General features: G+C 41.8%; 19 protein-coding genes. 5 read left to right on the forward strand and 14 right to left on the reverse strand.

What is annotated here, in order from left to right; genetic code table 11:
- Nucleotides 1–24 precede the first annotated feature (24 nt).
- From J4N22_RS08650 to J4N22_RS08690, 9 genes are all read right to left on the reverse strand, one after another.
- Entirely contained in the window at nucleotides 25–2,211 is a 2,187-nt protein-coding gene (locus J4N22_RS08650) for a family 1 glycosylhydrolase (RefSeq protein WP_207493526.1), read from the reverse strand.
- On the reverse strand, nucleotides 2,183–3,325 hold the full coding sequence (gene glf, locus J4N22_RS08655; protein ID WP_207493527.1) for a UDP-galactopyranose mutase: 1,143 nt from the start codon (nucleotides 3,323–3,325) through the stop codon (nucleotides 2,183–2,185). The genes J4N22_RS08650 and glf overlap by 29 nt, the downstream gene beginning before the upstream one ends.
- A gap of 11 nt (nucleotides 3,326–3,336) precedes the next feature.
- Nucleotides 3,337–4,512, reverse strand: coding sequence for a glycosyltransferase family 1 protein (locus tag J4N22_RS08660; RefSeq protein ID WP_207493528.1), 1,176 nt, complete (start codon nucleotides 4,510–4,512; stop codon nucleotides 3,337–3,339).
- A 291-nt stretch (nucleotides 4,513–4,803) separates the two neighbouring features.
- A complete protein-coding gene (locus J4N22_RS08665) occupies nucleotides 4,804–5,700 on the reverse strand; it encodes a hypothetical protein (RefSeq protein ID WP_207493529.1) in 897 nt (298 codons plus the stop codon).
- Nucleotides 5,701–5,850: 150 nt separating this feature from the next.
- The gene (locus tag J4N22_RS08670) at nucleotides 5,851–6,618 is read right to left on the reverse strand and encodes a TSUP family transporter (RefSeq protein WP_207493530.1); all 768 of its coding nucleotides are present in this window, start codon (nucleotides 6,616–6,618) and stop codon (nucleotides 5,851–5,853) included.
- Nucleotides 6,615–7,550 (reverse strand): DMT family transporter, encoded by a 936-nt coding sequence (locus tag J4N22_RS08675; RefSeq protein WP_207493531.1) that lies wholly within the window; start codon nucleotides 7,548–7,550, stop codon nucleotides 6,615–6,617. Before J4N22_RS08675 ends, J4N22_RS08670 begins: the two co-directional genes overlap by 4 nt.
- A gap of 90 nt (nucleotides 7,551–7,640) precedes the next feature.
- Nucleotides 7,641–8,939, reverse strand: coding sequence for a radical SAM family protein (locus J4N22_RS08680; protein WP_207493532.1), 1,299 nt, complete (start codon nucleotides 8,937–8,939; stop codon nucleotides 7,641–7,643).
- Nucleotides 8,940–9,026: 87 nt separating this feature from the next.
- Nucleotides 9,027–9,605 (reverse strand): hypothetical protein, encoded by a 579-nt coding sequence (locus tag J4N22_RS08685; protein WP_207493533.1) that lies wholly within the window; start codon nucleotides 9,603–9,605, stop codon nucleotides 9,027–9,029.
- 2 nt (nucleotides 9,606–9,607) lie between these two features.
- Nucleotides 9,608–10,651 carry an agmatinase family protein gene (locus J4N22_RS08690; RefSeq protein WP_207493534.1) on the reverse strand — a complete coding sequence of 348 codons (1,044 nt, stop codon included), beginning with the start codon at nucleotides 10,649–10,651 and terminating at the stop codon, nucleotides 9,608–9,610.
- A 213-nt stretch (nucleotides 10,652–10,864) separates the two neighbouring features.
- Here J4N22_RS08690 and J4N22_RS08695 point away from each other — a divergent pair, with 213 nt between their 5' ends.
- Both J4N22_RS08695 and ccsA read left to right on the forward strand, forming a co-directional pair.
- On the forward strand, nucleotides 10,865–11,278 hold the full coding sequence (locus J4N22_RS08695; RefSeq protein ID WP_207493535.1) for a cytochrome c maturation protein CcmE domain-containing protein: 414 nt from the start codon (nucleotides 10,865–10,867) through the stop codon (nucleotides 11,276–11,278).
- Nucleotides 11,279–11,296: 18 nt separating this feature from the next.
- Entirely contained in the window at nucleotides 11,297–13,777 is a 2,481-nt protein-coding gene (ccsA, locus tag J4N22_RS08700; protein ID WP_207493536.1) for a cytochrome c biogenesis protein CcsA, read from the forward strand.
- Between the two features lies 1 nt (nucleotide 13,778).
- Here ccsA and J4N22_RS08705 read toward each other — a convergent pair whose 3' ends face one another.
- Both J4N22_RS08705 and J4N22_RS08710 read right to left on the reverse strand, forming a co-directional pair.
- Nucleotides 13,779–13,994 (reverse strand): hypothetical protein, encoded by a 216-nt coding sequence (locus J4N22_RS08705; RefSeq protein ID WP_207493537.1) that lies wholly within the window; start codon nucleotides 13,992–13,994, stop codon nucleotides 13,779–13,781.
- Nucleotides 13,991–14,194, reverse strand: coding sequence for a hypothetical protein (locus tag J4N22_RS08710; RefSeq protein ID WP_207493538.1), 204 nt, complete (start codon nucleotides 14,192–14,194; stop codon nucleotides 13,991–13,993). The genes J4N22_RS08705 and J4N22_RS08710 overlap by 4 nt, the downstream gene beginning before the upstream one ends.
- Before the next feature lie 80 nt (nucleotides 14,195–14,274).
- On the opposite strand from J4N22_RS08710, the gene J4N22_RS08715 reads away from it, so the two are divergent.
- The 3 genes from J4N22_RS08715 (at nucleotide 14,275) to J4N22_RS08725 (ending at nucleotide 16,863) form a co-directional block, all read left to right on the forward strand.
- Nucleotides 14,275–14,880, forward strand: a complete 606-nt coding sequence (locus J4N22_RS08715; protein WP_207493539.1) for a DUF4294 domain-containing protein — start codon at nucleotides 14,275–14,277, stop codon at nucleotides 14,878–14,880.
- Between the two features lie 128 nt (nucleotides 14,881–15,008).
- Nucleotides 15,009–15,743 carry a bacillithiol biosynthesis deacetylase BshB1 gene (gene bshB1, locus J4N22_RS08720; protein WP_207493540.1) on the forward strand — a complete coding sequence of 245 codons (735 nt, stop codon included), beginning with the start codon at nucleotides 15,009–15,011 and terminating at the stop codon, nucleotides 15,741–15,743.
- A 49-nt stretch (nucleotides 15,744–15,792) separates the two neighbouring features.
- Nucleotides 15,793–16,863, forward strand: a complete 1,071-nt coding sequence (locus J4N22_RS08725) for a fatty acid desaturase family protein (protein WP_207493541.1) — start codon at nucleotides 15,793–15,795, stop codon at nucleotides 16,861–16,863.
- Between the two features lie 57 nt (nucleotides 16,864–16,920).
- Here J4N22_RS08725 and J4N22_RS08730 read toward each other — a convergent pair whose 3' ends face one another.
- The 3 genes from J4N22_RS08730 to J4N22_RS08740 all read right to left on the reverse strand — a co-directional run bounded on the left by J4N22_RS08730 (nucleotide 16,921) and on the right by J4N22_RS08740 (nucleotide 19,042).
- Complete coding sequence (locus tag J4N22_RS08730; protein ID WP_207493542.1) at nucleotides 16,921–17,517, reverse strand: methyltransferase; 597 nt, start codon at nucleotides 17,515–17,517, stop codon at nucleotides 16,921–16,923.
- On the reverse strand, nucleotides 17,502–18,308 hold the full coding sequence (gene ispE, locus J4N22_RS08735) for a 4-(cytidine 5'-diphospho)-2-C-methyl-D-erythritol kinase (protein ID WP_207493543.1): 807 nt from the start codon (nucleotides 18,306–18,308) through the stop codon (nucleotides 17,502–17,504). Before ispE ends, J4N22_RS08730 begins: the two co-directional genes overlap by 16 nt.
- Before the next feature lie 146 nt (nucleotides 18,309–18,454).
- The gene (locus J4N22_RS08740; RefSeq protein WP_207493544.1) at nucleotides 18,455–19,042 is read right to left on the reverse strand and encodes a bifunctional nuclease family protein; all 588 of its coding nucleotides are present in this window, start codon (nucleotides 19,040–19,042) and stop codon (nucleotides 18,455–18,457) included.
- Nucleotides 19,043–19,201: the final 159 nt, after the last annotated feature.

The raw sequence follows: 19,201 nt of genomic DNA on the forward strand, positions 1-19,201 counted from the left end.
ATTGTTGGCTTTGATATCTATCATTTAAAGCACCAGTGTTTCCTGCTCTTTCATAAACCTACCTAGTGCATCATCAAGGGAGGGAAGAAGAAAACCTTTTTCAGTGGTCATGGCGGTATATGCAGGACGCGGTGCTTTCCAGCCCATTTCAGAGACCGGCATTCCTACCAGTTTATTCTTTTTATGCCCCGAACGATCTGCTACTTGCTCGGCCAGTTCTAGCCAGCTTACTTCAGCATGGTTGCTGATATTCCATATGCCGCTTACTTCATCTATCAGCAGATCTAGAGTGGTATTAACCAGGTCAGGAACATAGGTAGGTGAAATGGTGAGATCTTTTGCTACCGTCATTTCCTGGTTATTCTTAAGAGAATTAAGAACAAAGTATACAAAGTTGTATTGATCCCACGGGCCAAAGAATGCACTAGTTCTGATCACCAAAGCGGAAGGATTGGCTTTCATAACTTTTTCTTCAGCCAAGGCTTTGCTCTGCCCATAAATGTTTAGTGGACCTACCACATCACTCTCCAGGTAAGGCGTATTCTTTTTACCATCAAAGACAAGATCGCTGCTAAACGTGGTGAAATGTATCCCTAATTTATGGCAGATGGCAGCCATATATTCCGGGGCCAGAGTGTTGATGTCAAAGCAATTATCACATTCTTCTTCCGCATCGTCTACACGTACATAACCTGCAGTATTAACAACTGCCCAGGGATTGTATTGTTGTATCACACGCTCCAGTGCCTGCGGATCCAGAATGTTCACATCATTTCTACCAATGGCTACATGATGTATAGCACGAGCTTTACAAACCCTGCTGAATGCCTGTGCTAAAGTTCCTGCCTTTCCAATTATAAGCAATGGCCGGGTGTCCTGTTCATGGGGTATAGTAGTCATTGTTTCTTCTTTACTGTCACCAAAATAAATAACCCTGCATGGCCTGTTCCACCAGCCTTTTTCTGCCAGTGTGGGGTGAGTAAAACTTTCACCTTTAGCTAATTTGCTTACCAGTTTTGTAAGTGCAGTAGGGCGTGGATGAGGACCACGAATATCAAAAAGTCCTGCTTCGTAAACGCCGCTTGGTTTTGTTAGCAGGCTACACCAATCAAAAGAACCTAATACAGCCCAGGCCGTAACAGCTCTAATGTCTGCACCATCCTGTTTTGCATCACCGGCAGCAGAATAAACATAGTTGAACCAGCGTAATTGTTCTTCGCGTGTACAATGTAGGTGTACTTCTGTAACTGCTATGGGTAGTTGGTATCGCTGCCATGTTTCCAGTAGCAACTGTTTAGGACCTGCAAGACATTCTTCTTTTAAACGAACTGCCTCTACATCTGCATATTGATGTTTGCCATTGCCACCATGCGTATGCTGCGGATAGTGTTCTAAACGTTCATCTAAAAATCTTTCAGAAGTGATATAATGATTAATACCCATTACATCTGGTGGACAAGGATTTTCAATAAAAAAATCAAGTTCTTTAGCAGTTATTCCTGCCTTCATCAGGTAATTCCATAGTGGATGCTGCGGGTTTACCTTACCACACAGCAGGTCAAATGACAACCACCTACGATGGTTCTCAAAATCTGCCTGGTATTTTAAGAGTGGAGTGCTATGTGTTTTGCCTAAATCTTCTGTTTGTACAAGTTTAGCTGCAGGATTTATTTTTCTGATGGCTTGCATGGCCAGTACAGTTCCTTTGCATTCAGCTAGAAGTACTTTTAGAAAAGTGGTGTCATTTGTGCCGTGAGGGAACCAGATGCCATACAAGCCACAGAAACGAGCAGTAGTAAGCGGCTCATTTACCGGGGTATAATGAGTAACCCAGGGAAACTGAGCCGCTACTTCTGCTGCATAGGTGGCAAGTCCTTTTTCAAATGTCTGATCGTAAAAGCTGGCATATCGAGGACCACTGCCATGGTGTACCAGTCCTACTATTGGTTCTATTCCTGCCTGTTGAATCTTATGCAATTGCTTTTCAGCAAAGCGCCAGTCTATCGTTCCACCCTCTGTTGGTTGATGTTTCTCCCATAATACGGGATACCTTAAAGCCTTAATACCTAGTTCAGCTATTCTTTCAATATCATCATTACGATGATAATGACCAGCCAATTGTAGCTGATCCATATAGTTGTCTTCTACCCGGTTGAAAGAACATTCAATTCCACCCCAGATATCAATTCCTTTCCAGTAATCCTTCACCATCTGATGCTACTTTCGTTGACAATTCTTGTTGCATTATCTTCTTGTAAGTAGTTAAGGCTTGTGCTACTACCTGGTCCATATTATAATAGCGGTAGGTAGCTAATCTTCCAACAAAATAGGTATTGGTAAGCTTGTTGGCCAGGGCTGCATATTTCTTGTACAACAGGTCATTCTCCGGACGTGGTACTGGATAATATGGATCGCCTGTGGCTTCAGGGAATTCGTATACTAAAGTTGTTTTATCGTGCTTTTGCCCGGTTAAGTGCTTGAATTCAGTGATACGGGTAAATGCATAATCATTTGGATAGTTAATGGTGCCTGTTTCCTGGAACTGCTTTTCCTCAAGTGTTTCAAACTTGAACCGAAGAGAACGGTAAGGCAGTTTACCATATTGATAATCGAAATATTCATCAATTGGGCCTGTGAAGATCAGTTTCTTATAATTTACCTCGTTTATTACCTCCTGGTAGTCGGTGTTAAGCATGATCTTAATGTTTGGATGCGATAGCATCTTCTCAAACATCTTTGTATAGCCATGTTGTGGCATTGCCTGGTATGTATCAGTAAAATAACGGTCGTCTTTGTTTGTGCGGGTTGGTACCCTTGCGGTAACAGATGCGTCCAGTTCAGATGGATCCAGATCCCATTGCTTGCGTGTATACCCACGGAAAAACTTCTCATACAATTCTCTTCCCACCTTACTAACTACTACGTCTTCAGAAGTTTTAATAGGATAAACTTTTTCAGCACGTGATGCTAAAAACTCCTCTACCTCCAGGCTATTAAGATTAAGCCCATAATACTTATTAATAGTATTCAGGTTGATAGGAATAGGTAGCAACTGACCATCTACAACGGCCAACACTTTGTGCTGGTAGTTTCTCCACGAAGTAAACTTGCTCAGGTAATTAAATACCTCGGCAGAATTCGTGTGGAAAATGTGAGGACCATATTTATGAATTAAAATCCCATCCTCATTGTAGTAATCATAGGCGTTCCCACCAATATGATTTCTTTTATCAATGATCAGAACCTTTTTGTTTGATACAGATGCCAGTCTTTCGGCAAGGACACTGCCTGCAAAGCCAGCACCTACTATTAAGAAGTCGTACATAGTTGTTGTTTTTAGTTTTTATTATTAGCCTCGATGGTAGCCATGATATTCTTGTGCATGCCCATGAATGTGTTGCTCCAGCTATTATCTTTTAGGAATTCATCTACTTCAGGAAGCCAGTTTGTTCGATCCATCTGGATGTAATTTTCCGCTGCCTCTATAAACTCATCGGCGCCTGTGGCAATTTTTACAATGCCTGCTTCGCCATATGGGCGTATTACATCGCGGATACCGGTAGAAACTACAGGTACTCCTGCAGCCAGGTATTCTGGTGTTTTTGTAGGACTGATGAACCTTGTTGCATCATTTAGCATGAAAGGGATCAAGGCTACATCCCAACCTGAAACATACAGTGGTAACTGCTCGTAGCTTTTGCCGCCGAGGTAGTGTATGTTCTTATTTCTGGGAAGAGTAGCAGGATCTATTTTAACCACCGGGCCTAACAATACAAACTGCCACTCAGGGCGTTTTTCCGCCATTTCGCCTATCAGTTCTATATCAAACCTTTCATCTATTACTCCGTAAAATCCAAGTTTAGGCCCTTGGATATTCTTCTGATCTTCAGGTTCTTCTTTGGTAGTGCGAGCCTGTTCAAAATGTTTTTTATCAATACTGCTTGGAACAGGGAAGATGTTTTTATGCCTGTCTTTCTTATACTCATACAGGCAATGTCCGCCGGTGAAAACTATGTCTGCACGCTCCAAAAGTTGGTCTTCTAATTGTGTAAGTTCAGGCGGAGCAAATTTGAAGTGGCTAAGCTCATCCATACAATCGTAAACTGTGAAGGCGGCTTTATAATGGCCTGAGAACTTGAGCGCCATTGGTGTATAGTACCAGAAAAGTAAATCCTGGCTCTTCCGCTTACGTAAAAATTTATCTAGTAACTGCTTTTGTAATAGGATAGCATCTTCAGGTGATGTGCCTTCCGGAAGGTGCGGAACAACCACCCATAGCTTATCTGATTTAGAAGTGAAAGTAACCGTCGGTTCACCTTTGGCATCAAAGACGGGTTCCTCTACATAGTACACAGAATACATGGTTGCGAACCTTGATAACAGATGCTGTGGTCTCTGATAAACAAAATCCCATCGTAAATGGGAGAAGCAAACAATAGTAGATGGTGTTTCGGTAGAAAGATTATTTTCCTGTTTAGCTGCCTGGTTAGTGAAACTTTTTGTTACCTCCATAGTATAATGTTTAGTTCTAAGAATATAGGTATGGACGGTATAGTAAAAATTGTATGCCTATAGTTTGGCACAGGTTTCTTCTTCTTCTTCAGGAGAAAAGCTGGTAAAAGCCTTGCTGGTGGAGGTTTTTAAGCTGTTTTCGGGGAAATTTCTGGACAGCAGTAGGATTTAGAGCACTAACGTAAGGTGGAAGTTTTTTATACGATGCCTGATACTGCTTTAAAAAAGAACAGCCGTAGTTTCTAAGCTACGGCTGTGTTGAGTGGGTTATTATTAATTAGCCTCTATAAGTTATCCTCTTAGTTTAAAGTCGAAAAGAATAGTTCCTGATTGTTCGTCTTCAGCACCTGCATTAAGTTTTAGCTGGCGGGCCTTGCGCGTTGCAATAGAACGTATGTTAGCGTTCGTAGTTGTTGTTCCTCTAGGATTAACAGTAGCGGAAACTACATTACCATCTTTGTCTACTACAATATCTACAGCAACTTTCGCATTCTCATTAAACTCATCTTCAAACGATGGAAGCCTGGTAAATCTTCTGCCGCTAAGACCGCTTCTTATTCTAACACCGCTATTACCGCTGGATGCATTGCCTTTATAGCTGTCACTGTTGGGGTTGCCATTTGGATTTCCCTGGTCACCGCTACCACCGGCTATACCCTGGTTGCGAACGCCGTTATATGAGTCAGCATTGTTTCCTCCCGGACCGTTTGATGTGCCACCTTTATAAACAGCTTTGGGTGATGGTGGTGCAGGTGTAGGATTAGAAACCGGAGTTGCCTGTTGCCTTGGTTTATTTATCACCGGGTTAGCAGGCGGAACAACAGGTTTATTTACAACTGGCTTAGGTGTATTATTTACTACAGGCGCATCTTCAGCTTCGTTCTCATCACCCTGTATATTCTGTTCTTCCGGTACAGCCTGCGAAGTAGGAGGTGGCGTATAATTATTTTCGGTTTCTGTTGATTGTTCTCCAGGAACCATAGGCGCTATATCACCAAGACCTTCGTCACTGTTTCCAAGGTTCACTTCTATACCTTCTTCAAATTCAGGTTTAGGAATAGCGGGCAGTTGCCATTGGGCAAAGAAGAAAATAATGAACACAAGGATACAAACAGTAGCTGTGTACGACAGCGCCTTTATATTCTTTTCTTTTTCAAAAGCTGTGTGCATATTTCCGTAATTCAACATAACAAATGTATTGAGTGTCTAACCCAGCAGGTATCTATGTTGAAAATTAGTGGAATAAGAACGCCGCTATGCACATAGCCGCATAAAATAAGGTTAAGAATAGAAGCTGCACCTGCTAATCACGCTCATTAAGTTTCTGCTTGGTACATTTTATTTAAAAAAGACTTCATATGCAAAACGCAGGATCGTGCCGATTACGATCACCAGGAAGAAGACGCGTATGAACTTGTTGCCTTTCATAATAGCCAGCCGGGCACCAATAGTTGCACCTACCGCATTACTTATAGCCATTGGAATAGCTATCGCAAAAATGATTTTGCCGCTGCCGAGAAAGAAAACAATAGAACCTAAGTTGGTAGCAAGGTTCACCAGCTTAGCGTGTGCACTGGCTTTAAGAAAATCAAAACCCAATAAAGAGATGAAGGCAAGGACTAAAAAACTTCCGGCGCCGGGCCCAATAAAGCCATCGTAGAAACCGATTACTACTGCTATAAGTACAGAAAACCAAATCTGCTCCATGAAAGAATGATCCTTTTCTGTATGGGTGCCAAAGTTCTTTTTTGAATAAGTATAAACAGCTACCACAATTAGTATTACCAGCAGCACAGGCTTCATAAAATCGTTATGAACTTTGCTAAGTAGGGTAGAGCCTAAGTAAGCGGCTGTAAAAGCAATTATCGACATGAGCGCCATCAGCTTCCACTTGATTGGCACTTTACGCATGTATTGTAAACTGGCCAACGCTGTGCCGCTAAAAGCAGGTATTTTAAGCGTACCAATAACTGTGGCTACCGGAAGTGCCGGTAATAGAACAAGCCCCGCAGGTGTTTGTATTAAACCGCCACCACCAACTATTGCATCAATAAAACCAGCTGCAAATGCTGCGATGCATAATAAAATGATTATGTCCGTACTCATGATTGCTTTATAGTGGGTTGAGATTGATTGGCCTTGCGTGAGTTTGCCAGTATAAGTCCTATCACCACGCATCCGCCTGCAATGAAGTGAAAGATGGTGAGGCTTTCACCTAATATCCAGATAGCTTCAATGCTTGCAAAAATGGGTATCAGGTTTCCGAACAATGCAGTACGAACTGAACCAAGTTTATGTATGGCTGCATTCCACAAAAGGAAAGAAGTAACGGAAGTGCCGAGACCGAGATAAAGAATAATCAGCAGCAGATCTGTTGACCATTGAATAGGTGGCATCATACTTCTTTCTGCTATAAAAAACGGCAGGATCATTAGCGTTCCTAACCAGAAGATCGCCTTCAGGAAATTGACAGATGATAACCCAGCAGGTTTTCTTTTTACCAATATGTTGTATATGGCAAAAGAAAGCGCTGACGCTAAAACCCACAGATCGCCTACGGCAAAACGAAAGGCGGTAAGGGTTTCCCAACTTCCTTTTGATAAAAGAACCAGTATACCTGCTATGCAAAACAGCAGACCAAACACCCGGATTAACCTGATCTTTACATTAAGAAAAATGGCAGAAATGATGATGACAAACACAGGTGAAGAAGTGGTTCCTATTAAAGCCATATTGATAGCTGAAGTGTAATGACCAGCTATATAAATAAATGTATTGAAGACGGCTACACCTGTAAGGGCAGCAAAAAGTAACAGCCTTAGGTTCTTTCTTATTACAGGCACTTCCTTCTTTAGTGTGCCGGCGCCAAAGGGAATAATGAAAATGCTGGCTGTAAACCAGCGATAAAAAGCAAGGCTGACCGGAGGAATGATATCAGCAACTCCTTTTGAAACTAAGAAATTACCTGCCCATATAATAGCGGCAAGTAATGCCATTGATGCACCAATATATAACTGCTTGCGCGACAGTTCCGACATAAAAGTTCATTTGCAGTTAGCCTGCATACATGCGTTTGAGAGTCTACAGATGATTTCTTCTATATAGCAGGCAATCGTAGCGAAGCGTGATTAGTGATGTGCGAAATCTGACTCAAAGTTCCCTTTGATACGCTCCATTGGCGGGTTGAAGTATCCGTATTTCAGATCAGGAAATTCTTCGCGGATTAGTTCCAGCATCTGTTTTACACCAATACATTCACCAGTATCTGTCACCTTAATTTTTCCGAGGTACCAATCAGGATCAATATTAAAATTCCGCCATTGTATCATCTTCAACCCGGTACTCCTGATCACTTCACGCAGTGCTTCATATTCTTCTACGCTGTCGGTCATACCTGGAAAAACAAAGTAATTGATACTCGTCCAGCCTCCGTAGCTATTCACTACACGTAGGCTTTCTATAATATCTTCAAAGGCGTAATTGTTGGGGCAGTAGTAGCTTTCGTAAATATGCTTGCGCACGCTGTTCAGGCTTACACGTATACTGTCAAGACCCACTTCACATAGAGCTTTTACGGCATCTGGTTTCGATCCATTCGTATTGATGTTGATGCTGCCTTTTGTGGTATGCTTCCTGATCTCGATAATAGACTCACGAATGGTTTGCCACATCAACAGCGGCTCGCCCTCGCAGCCCTGGCCAAAACTTACTATAGGATAAGGAGCTGTTTCCAGGTGCGGAACGGTATATTCCACTATCTCTTCTGCAGTAGGTTTAAAAGTTAAACGATCCTGCGTGCTCACGATTGTTTCATCTTCTGGTTGGAAAGAGATACAGCCAATGCAATTAGCATTACAGGCAGGCGAAGAAGGAATGGGACATTCCCAACGGCCTAAAAAGAAATTACGCGCTGCCGGACATTGATAAGTAAGCGCACAGTTGTTAGCAAGATGCTGAACCAGCCTGTTGTGCGGGAAGTGCTTCAGCGTTTCATGAACACCGCTTTCTACCAGGTTCTGATCATAACCATCGCAGTCCTGGCGGATATCATTTTCTATACGAGTTGCAGGAACATATGTTTTATCATTCAACCATCCTGCGGCGGTATAGCAGAATAAAGGAAGGGTAGGAGCATCGGGCGCTGTTTCGTAAGCTGCCAGGTAAAAGCCAGTATGTGCTGGTGGAATGAATGCGGCTACAGCCCAACCTTTCTCACAAAGACGCATCTCGCCGGTAAGTACATCTATACCAATTCCGCGGCGGCCGGGCAATTCATACAACTGGCCGCCCTGTGGCAACTCTATCCATTCATCTTCAGGTATTGGTAAAGCATCCCAACCGGTGCGGCCGGTAACATACAAGGTAGTATCCTCAAATATGTTCCCGTTGCCATCGGAGTATAAAATATATGGTGACTGTTCTAGCATTTTCTACTTTCTAATTATAAACGAATAGACGGAGCTCAATAGCTGGTCTTGTTCTGCAGTTGGTAATGGTGAGGCTGAGGTGAATTCTTACTCGCCTTGGTTTATGGAAACAGCATCTTTATCGAGTTGCTCCCTGCAATACTGGTTGAATTCTGCTTCTAGTTCCGGCAATACATCTTCATCCACTTCTTTTTGTACCAGTTTGTTGCTTTTATGGTCAATGGTTATCAGTCCATCTTTTAAAACCACGTTATTTAGTTCGCTCCATTGTATCGTCTGTTTTTTAGGAAAAGAATTGAAAGCAATCTCTTCTTTTGAAAACCCGATCTCCTGGGGGAATTTGACCTGCTTTTCAAGCAGCCCAGCCACTACATACAAGCCAAACATCCAAAAGTTACTCTCCGGGCCAATGCCAATCCAAGCCAGTGCAGCTATAAATAGTCCCAGCCTGTAGTACGCCAACTTATCTATTCGTTTTTCGAATCTCTTCCAAATCCAAATAATTGCTATAAGTACAGCGGCTACCAGGTAAGCTATGCCCGCTTGACGGTGCAGGTAAAAAAAATAGCTGAATACTACAATGGCAAACACATACATCAGCTGGCTAACCTGGTCGGCTAACCGGTAATCTGGTCGCTTAAGTGTTATTACGAAATCGTATACCATCTTTAGCTATTACTCTTTATCATTAGGTTGCACAGCTTGAACAGCATACGGGCACCTACGTTTGCATCCATTGAATTTTCTCCTACACCTACTTCTACCAGGTCAAAACCAACCAGCTTGCGTCCGCTTTCTATTACTTTTTTGAAAAGATAATTTACCTGGTCAGCTTCAAAACCACCAGCAACCGGTGTGCCTGTATTCGGGCAAAGCTTTGGATCTAACCCATCAATATCAAAGCTGATATACACTTTTTGTGGCAGGCGTGATACAATCTCTTCTACTATGCTCTTCCAGGTTTCTCCTTCGTATTGCCTTTCTTTTATCGTTTGATCGAAGTAGCTGTAAACACGTTGGTCGCTGTTGCCAATGTAGTCAAACTCTTCGCTGCAGTAGTCGCGGATACCCACTTGAACCAGCGATTTTAGCTGAGGTATTTCTTCCAGCGCATTGTACATGATGGAAGCATGGCTATAAGTAAAATCTTCGTATGCTTTCCTTAGGTCATTGTGAGCATCTATTTGTAAAACACCAAAGTCGCCATGTTTTTCAGCGATAGCTTTCATGAAACCCAGCGGCGTGCTATGGTCTCCACCTATCAGTCCTACCAATTTGCCATTATTCAACAGCTCGCTGGTTTGCTCGTACACCCAGTTGTTCAAGAACTTGCTGCCTTCATTAATTTCCTTCAGGCTTTTGGTCATGAACTTGTTCTGGTTTACATCATCACCTTTTGATATGTAATCAATGTACAGTTCAGCTTCTTTACGCAGGTAATCGCTTTTCAATAGAATTTTCTTGTCTACCGGCCGCATGAAGAAACCAGCTTTCCAACCATCTTTTACATCCGGGTCGTAAAGGTCTACCTGTAGACTAGCTTTGAAAATCTGGTCAGCTGCACGGCTTGTACCTGCACCAAAACTTACCGTTACCTCCCAGGGAACAGGAAGTAAAACAAGTTGAGATTCCTCTTCCGTAAATGGAAGCCCAAAAATGTTGTTGTTGGGATTGCCTGCTAAATTGGGATCGAATGAAGATAGATCTGCCATTTGAGTTTTTTAAACGCGGTGCAAGTTAGGCCATTTGGCTATTGCCGATGGTCAATGAAGATTATTTAAGCTCACTTTATCAAGTATAACATATAAGTACAATGAGTGGATAAGCCTATACTGCCCCTTATATAGGTTTTAACAATTGACAGGATAATGGTCATCTTCTTCCAGCAGTTTTTCAACTACATTTGCAGCCGAAACCAAACATTGATGAAGAAGACCCACATCATTTTACTAGTTTTCATTGCAATAGCCATCGCAGTTCTTATCAGTTTTATGGGCGATGTCACTACATACGATACCGTTACTTCAGCTAAAGAAAAGCCCGGCAAGTTTGTACACCTGATTGCTAAAATGGAACCTAATTCTTTGCAGTACGATCCTGTTAAGAATCCAAATCTTCTTGCTTTTACCGCTGTAGACTCTTTAGGCAACAGCATTAAGGTTATATACAATAATACCAAGCCTACCGATATGGAGAAAAGCGAAAGGCTGGTGCTAAAAGGTAAAGTTCAGGGAGACCATTTTGAATGTCAAAGCATTCTGCTGAAATGCCCTAGCAAGTATAAGGACGATATGAATGCAGCTGGAAAAGAACTGGGAACTGCATCTACCCAACCATAGACAGACTAAATTTTTACAATGGAATTTGTTGGTGAACATTTGTTACCGGGGAAGCTCGGTCACTTCTTTGCAATATTAAGTTTGGTGGCATCACTTGTTGCCACTATTGCCTTCTTCAAGACAACCAATCGCTTGCCTACTGAAGAAAGAACCGGCTGGCTAAGAATAGCTCGCATTGCATTTTTATTGGAAACAATATCTGTGCTGGCGCTCTTTGTTACGCTGTATTATATCATTTCCAATCATCTGTTTGAATACAAATATGCATGGCAACATAGCAGCCGTGCGCTGCAGGTAGAGTACCTGCTAAGTTGTTTCTGGGAAGGGCAGGAAGGTAGCTTCATGCTATGGAGCTTTTGGCATTGCGTATTAGGCTGGATCATCATTTGGAAAGCGGGCAGGTGGGAAGCACCTGTGATGACTGTTGTGAGCTTCATGCAGTTTACGCTTGCTACCATGCTGCTGGGTATTTATTTCTTTGGGTTCAAAGTAGGAAGCAGCCCATATGTTTTACTGAGAAACGAAATGCAGGATGCGCCTATATTCTCGCAGCCTAATTACCTGGAATTTGTAAAAGATGGAAACGGCCTGAATGCTTTGCTGCAGAACTATTGGATGGTAATACATCCTCCTGTTTTGTTCCTGGGTTTTGCCTCCACGCTTATTCCTTTTGCTTATGCAATGGCAGGTTTATGGCTAAAAGATCATAAAGGATGGACCAAACCAGCTATTCCTTGGGCAGCGTTCTCAGCAGCAACACTAGGTGTAGGTATTATGATGGGAGCTGCATGGGCTTATGAAAGTTTGACCTTTGGAGGCTACTGGGCATGGGATCCTGTAGAAAATGCTTCTTTGGTTCCATGGCTGATCTTGATCGCTGGTTTTCACACCAACCTGATATTCAGAAGCAGTGGATACTCGTTAAAGAGCACTTATATCTTTTACATACTGGCGTTTGTTTTTGTATTGTACTCCACCTTCCTTACGCGTAGTGGTGTATTGGGCGATACTTCTGTGCATGCCTTTACCGACCTGGGTATGAATGTGCAGCTGGTGGCTTTTATGTTGGTATTCTTTGTTCCGGCAATGATTTTATACTTTATAAGAAGAAAGGATATTCCAACCATTGTAAAAGAAGAAAATACCTATAGCCGCGAGTTCTGGATGTTCCTCGGTTCTTTGGTATTGTTCCTTTCTTCAATGGTTATTATTGTTACTACCTCTTTACCTGTTATCAATAAGATTATCGGTACCAATTGGGCCATGGGCGAGGATCCGGAAGGTTTTCACAACCAGGTGCAGATTTTTGTTGCTATCATCATTGGCTTACTAACAGCTATCACCCAATACCTGAAGTACAAAGACACTCCTAAAGCCTACTTCTTCAAAAGGCTGACAATCCCAACGCTTATTGCGCTGATAATCAGCTTAAGCATTAGCATTTGGGGCGGTATTGGCTATGAGAAAAATGGAGTTGGATTTTTAGTAGCTATTCACCTTGCAATATTTGCTGCTATATATGCAGTAGTTGCCAATACTACTTATATATGGGCTGGTTTTAAAGGTAAAATGAAGGCAGCAGGCGCTTCTGTAGCACATATTGGTTTTGGATTGATACTGGTTGGTATTCTTATTTCTTCCAGTAAGAAAACCGTACTTAGCTACAATACCACGGGAATGTCTCCGCTAAAGATGGGTGACAAAGAAAGCCCGTTGGAAAACATTACCCTGATAAAAGGTGTGGCTACAGACATGGGAAAATACATGGTTACCTATGTTGGTGACAGCCTGAATAACAGGGATAGAAAACGCTACTATCAAATCGATTTTGCAAAGAAAAACAGTGATGAGAAGTTCAGCCTTTATCCTGACATCATTGAAAATAATAAAGGTCAGGAGGGTGTAACGCCTAATCCTGATGCGCGCCATTACTGGCACAAGGATATATTCACTTATCTCACTTTCCTCGGTGATCCTACAAAAATCAAAGCACAGGATACTTCTACTTTTAAGAGTTCAAATGTGCGCATAGGCGATACGCTGTTCTATTCAAAAGGTATCATCATCATTGATAAAGTGGTGGTAAATCCATCAAGTGGTAAATATGCATTTACTCCACAGGATACAGCGCTGGCTTTGAACATGTCCATCATTTCAAAAGAAGGTAATCGTTTCACTGCGCAGCCATTGTTGCAAGTATCAAATGGGCAGGTGTTCCTGGTACCTGATACGGTAATGGCCCAGAGCCTGGTGGTTAATTTTTCAGGGGTTAAAGACCAGGAAAAAGGTTTATTAGAAATTGGTGTACGCGAAACTTCAGGTGTGTTGGATTTTGTAACGCTGAAAGCTTACGAGTTCCCTTTCATTAACGTGCTGTGGCTAGGAATAGTGGTAATGCTTATTGGTTTTATTATGAGCATTGTGTACAGGGTTAAACATGGTAAACATCCATCTAAACGCACTGTGCCTGCTTCTAAAACCAGTGAGTTGGTAGGTTAATTTACCTGTTCCTTTTTTTCTGCCTGCTGATTTTAATGGAGTCTGCTTTATGCTTTGCCATTTGGTACAAAGTGCTGTCGCAGTGTTCCCTTACATCAGCAATCACACGTTCCACTTTTTCATGCATTTCATTCACCGCTTCAGCGCGTTCTTTTGCCGTTTCATCTAAGGAGCAAGCTTGCATGAACACGATCATTATCAGTAGAAGCTTTCTCATTTGCTTAAGCTGTCTGCTTTTAAAATAGAATCAATTAATACCGGAAGTTGCAATTGTATTTTCTCCTGGCATTCTGCCTGTATCACTTTATAAGCTGAGTCTATAGAAGCGCTAGCCGCCGAGTCCAGTTGTTGTTGAAACTGTATATCGTCCACCTGCTCTGTGGGTCCGTTGCAGGCAATGAACATTATAAAACTCATAACAACGATTGTGGTTACTTTATATCTCATGCTGGAATAAAACATTAGTGAGAATACCATAATTTACAGTTGCTACCGACGTGAAAATAAAACCCTTCATATTTTTCCTCCTGGCCTTCCACCTGGCATTTCTAACTGCCCGGGCACAACGTTCACCTAACGATACTTTGCAAGTATATGCATTTGTTGTAGATGGCGACACCATTCCTGGAGGCCGTATGTACGATGTGCACGTAATGACCAAGATGCATGAAAAATGGCGCAAGTACTGGAGGGAGTGGACCAGGTTACGCAATGCTGTTTATGTTACCTATCCATATGCTAAGGCGGCAGGTAAGGTAATGAATGAAGTAAATGCTCAACTGGTGGGTGTAACAGATAAGGATAAACGGAGGTCCATCATAAAGGCAAGAGAAAAAGACCTGAAGAGAGAGTTTGCTGATAAGATCACCAACCTTTCTGTTTACCAGGGAAAGGTTCTAATGAAATTGATCTACCGTGAGACTGGCAATAATTGCTACAATATCATCCAGGAATATAAAGGTGGTTTCACTGCCGGCTTTTGGCAAACAATAGCTGTTGTGCTAGGCAGTAGCCTTAAACAGAATTACGAGCCACAAGAAAAAGACCGTGAGATAGAATTTATTGTGCAGGATGTGGAGCGCATGTATGGCCACAGAAGCTAACACTTGATAGTTTTTAACATTCAAACTCATGAAGTTAAAAGTGATTAAGTTTTCCCCTATTTATCTCAGTTAACAAATCCTACCGCTTAATTCCATTACATTGCACTCTCTTATAAGCGGCTCGCAGTATGGATTTAAAATTGGATCTCCTGGCTTTTGGTGTTCATCCCGATGATGTAGAATTAGGTTGTGCTGGAACAATACTTTCTTCAATTGCTCAAGGAAAAAAAGCAGGCATAGTAGACCTTACACAAGGTGAATTAGGTACCAGGGGTACAATCCATACAAGGAAAGAAGAAGCTGATAATGCTGCTAAAGTTTTAGGCGTTAGTGTTCGTGAGAATCTGCAAATGGCAGATGGTTTTTTTCAAAACGACGAGGCTCACCAACGCAGGGTAATTACCATCATTCGCAAGTACCAACCCGAGATCATATTATGCAACGCTCCTGAGGATCGCCATCCGGATCATGGCCGAAGTTCACAATTAGTTTCAGACGCTGCATTCCTTAGTGGACTGCGGAAGATAGAAACTTTTGTAGACGGAAAACCGCAGGAAGCTTGGCGACCCAAATACGTATTTCATTACCTGCAAGATCGTTTTCTGCAACCCGATTTTGTTTTCGATATTTCTGAATACCACGACCAAAAGATTGAATCTGTATTGTGTTACAAAACACAGTTCCATAATCCTGATTTAAACGAACCCCAGACTTATATATCCAGTCCTGAATTCCTGGATGCTGTAAAGGCACGGGCAATGATGCTGGGTAAGCGCATAGGCGTAAAATTTGCAGAGGGCTACATCAGTTCAAAAATGATTGGGATCAACAGTTTTGATGCAATTATTCAACATACAACCTAACGACACATGCTAATCACCAGTTTTTTAAAAAATCAAGTTTCTTAGTTCTATGGCTACTCCAAAATTTCCTAAAACACCGGTTTCATTTCACGGTGAGTTAAAAAAAAGGATTGCAGATTATTTTGATCAAAAAGGCAAAGCGCCAACAGGTAATATTAAGTTGTACACGAAGGCTGTCATTTTGTTCTTATTGTTCGTTGGCTTTTATGTACACCTTGTATTTTTCACGCCTGTCCTTTGGTTGGCATTAGTTGAAAGTGCTCTTTTTGGTTTTGTTATTTCCGCTATTGGGTTCAATATTATGCACGATGGAGCACATGGTAGCTTTAGCCGCTATAAGTGGGTAAACGATATGGCTTCTAATTTTGCCAACTTCCTTGGTGCAAGCCAGCACATGTGGAAGACCAAGCACAACATCATTCACCATACCTATACCAACATTGCTGGTGTGGATGATGATATTGAAGCGCGTCCGTTGTTGCGTCTTTGCGATGAGCAGGAGCATTATAAGATCCACAAATACCAGCATTATTATTTCCCATTTGCATATTCTCTACTTTACCTATGGTGGGTTTTCGTAACTGACTATAAGAAGTACTTCTCTGGAAAGATCGGAAACATTCCACTGCGTAAAATGACCACATCAGAGCACGTTTCTTTCTGGATGTACAAGTTGGCTCATGCTGTTCTGTTTGTTGCTATTCCTATTTATTTTGTAGGTTTCATGCCATGGTTGGTTGGTTTTCTTACTATGGGATTGGTTACAGGTTTTGTATTGAGCATTGTATTCCAGTTGGCACATACAGTAGAGCATACGCATTTTCCTATGCCTGCAGAGGCTACTGGTAAAATGGAAGATGAGTGGGCTATCCACCAGATCAAGACAACAGCAAATTTTGCTACCCGAAATAAAGTGATCAGCTGGTTTTGCGGAGGATTGAACTTCCAGATAGAGCACCACTTGTTTCCTAAGATCTCGCATATTCACTATCCACAAATCAGCAAGATTATAAAGCAGGCTTGCCAGGAGTTCGGTATACAGTATGTTGAATATCCAAGGATGACTACAGCTATCAAGTCGCACGTATCGTACCTGAAGCATGTAGGAAGAGCAGCGTAAGCTGGTTAAAATTCCCAATCAGATTTGAAACATGTGGCTCACAAGGTCACATGTTTTTTATTGTATAGAAATGAACAATTCTGAGCCTTGTCGGGGTTTGATTGAGTTGTAACATGGCTCAATCTTCACATTGCTGAATTCTGCCTTGAAAAGAAGTTCGTATTCTTCTTTACTTCCACCGAAAGGTGGCCCTCCAGGAAAATCACGATTGAACAAAACACCAACCATTTTACCTTTTGGTGCAAGAAGTTCTTTCACTTTCTTTACATAAAGCGGACGAATTGCAGGATCAATTGCACAGAAAAAAGTCTGCTCTACCACCAGGTCATAATTGCCTTTTAGTTGGAAAAAGTCTCCAGTGATAATTGTCAATTGCTGGTGTAAATACTGGTGCAGTTGCTCAGCCACTTTAGCTGTAACTACCGGTGAGATATCAACTAAAGTTACATTGGTGAAACCTTGTTCAAGTAGGTAAGCTGCTTCGTATGCATTGCCACAGCCAGGTATCAAAATAGAATTGCTTTTATCCTTTAATTGGTCAAAATATTCTTTCAGTGGAGTAGAAGGATAGCCGATATCCCATCCTGTTTGTTGTTCAAGATACCTGTTATCCCAATAGATACTGTCGAGGTTGGTATTTACAATTGTATCCATTGTATAAAATGATTATTGAAAGAAAAGGCAGGTGCAACACCTTTTGGAAAGATACCATAAACTGTACTTCCGGTGCCTGTCATAGATGCGTATACAGCACCTTTATTATAGAGTTCTTCTTTTATGGCTTGTATGTGTGGGTGTATCCGAAAAATAGTTTCTTCAAAATCATTCATCAATTCATCTTTCCAGGTTTCGATTGGTTGATGGATAATTTTATTAATTGATTTGACTGGTTGCTTTGGTGTAAGACCTGCAAATGCTTCGCGTGTAGAAACATGAATACCAGGATTGACAACCACAAGTTGAAAGTTGGGTAAATCTAAAGCTATAGGTGTCATCACTTCACCACGACCTGTAGCAAAACATGGTTTATTGATTATGAAAAATGGGCAGTCGCTTCCTAACTGTAGAGCGTAATCGATCAGCTTTTCGTTCGGGATCTGCAGGTTGAATTTCTTGTTCAACAGCTGCAACATGAATGCGCCATCGCTACTTCCTCCACCTAGTCCTGCACCCATAGGAATGTTCTTATGCAAATGAATATCTAATGGTGGTAGTTGCGGGAAATCCTGCTTCAAAAGGTTGTAAGCCCTGATACATAAATTATCAGATGGATCGCCATTGATGGCAAGACCTGAAGATGTAAATTGACCGGTACCATGAACTGCTTCTAATACATCAGTGAGCGGGATGGGGAAGAAGACAGTCTCGAGGTCATGATAGCCATCCGGGCGTTTGGCAACAATATTCAGCCCCAGGTTGATCTTGCAGTTAGGAAAAAGTAACATGCCGACAAATTAGTGTAAAAGATGTTGAATGGAACTAGTTGCCTAATAGGAACCTGTTGCCAGTGGCTCAATAGAATAACTGAAGATGAAGTGATTGCGACGCAACGATGATGCTATGAAAACGAAATGCTGGTATAGTCTTACAACTACTTGCGCTTATTGATCTCGTCCCTGATGGAGATAGCCCTGATATAATCTTCTTGCTCCAGTACTTCGTTCAGCAGGTTTTCCAGTTCATCTAAAGATAGTCCACTTAGATCGTCGCGGCTGCCTTGTTCGGTAGTGGTAGTAGTGGTTGCTTTTTTCTTGGTTCCACCGGTGGTGTCGTCCATTAATATACCAGCACTTTCAAGTATATGATCATATGTATATACCGGGCAACCAAAGCGTACAGCCAACGCCAATGCATCGCTGGTACGGCTATCAATTTCTACTGTATCATGTTCACTGATGCAAACCAATTTTGAATAGAAAATACCTTCTTGCAGGTCGTTGATGATGATCTCTTGCAGGTCAACATTGAAGGCATTCATGAAGTTCTTCAGAAGGTCGTGGGTGAGAGGGCGGCTGGGTTGCATTCTTTCGAGCGCTACAGCTATTGCCTGTGCTTCAAAACCTCCGATCACAATAGGTAAACGGCGAAGACCATTTACTTCTCCTAATACCACAGCATAGGAATGAGTTTGAGTAATGCTATGCGACAACGCAACTATTTCCAGTTCTATTTTCTTCATACCATCAATAACTTCTGAATTAAGCGCAAATGTAAAGATTTAAGCTTTGCCTCCGTATTTTTTAAAGTGCAAAATTGCACACCCTGTTTCTTAAAAAATAAGGCCAACTTGTTCATTATAACTAAGTTTAGCGGACTGTACTTAGTTTGTTTACATTTG

The sequence above is a fragment of the Aridibaculum aurantiacum genome (genome assembly GCF_017355875.1).
GTDB classification, from domain to species: domain Bacteria; phylum Bacteroidota; class Bacteroidia; order Chitinophagales; family Chitinophagaceae; genus Segetibacter; species Segetibacter aurantiacus.